The sequence below is a fragment of the Bacillus cereus group sp. BfR-BA-01524 genome (assembly GCF_022662595.1).
GTDB lineage: Bacteria > Bacillota > Bacilli > Bacillales > Bacillaceae_G > Bacillus_A > Bacillus_A thuringiensis_S.
The window spans coordinates 1-258 of sequence record NZ_JAKUDW010000392.1; the positions used below are offsets into that span (position 1 = coordinate 1).

Sequence of the window (258 nt, forward strand, 5' to 3'; positions counted from 1 at the left end):
CGTGATACTTGTACCTGTTGGACCGGTTGCACCCGTTGGGCCTGTTGCTCCTGTTATTCCTGTCGCTCCCGTTGGACCTGTTGCTCCTGTTATTCCTGTCGCTCCCGTTGGACCCGTTGCTCCTGTTATTCCTGTCGCTCCTGTTATTCCTGTCGCTCCTGTTATTCCTGTTGGGCCTGTTGCTCCTGTTATTCCCGTCGCTCCCGTTGGGCCTGTTGCTCCTGTTATTCCTGTCGCTCCCGTTGGACCCGTTGCTCC

1 protein-coding gene is annotated in these 258 nt (G+C 56.6%); it reads right to left on the bottom strand.

Annotated features, from left to right (window positions below; genetic code table 11):
- Positions 1 to 258 (bottom strand): collagen-like protein (locus MR170_RS31610; RefSeq protein WP_242310746.1); only part of this gene is annotated, 258 nt, incomplete at both ends.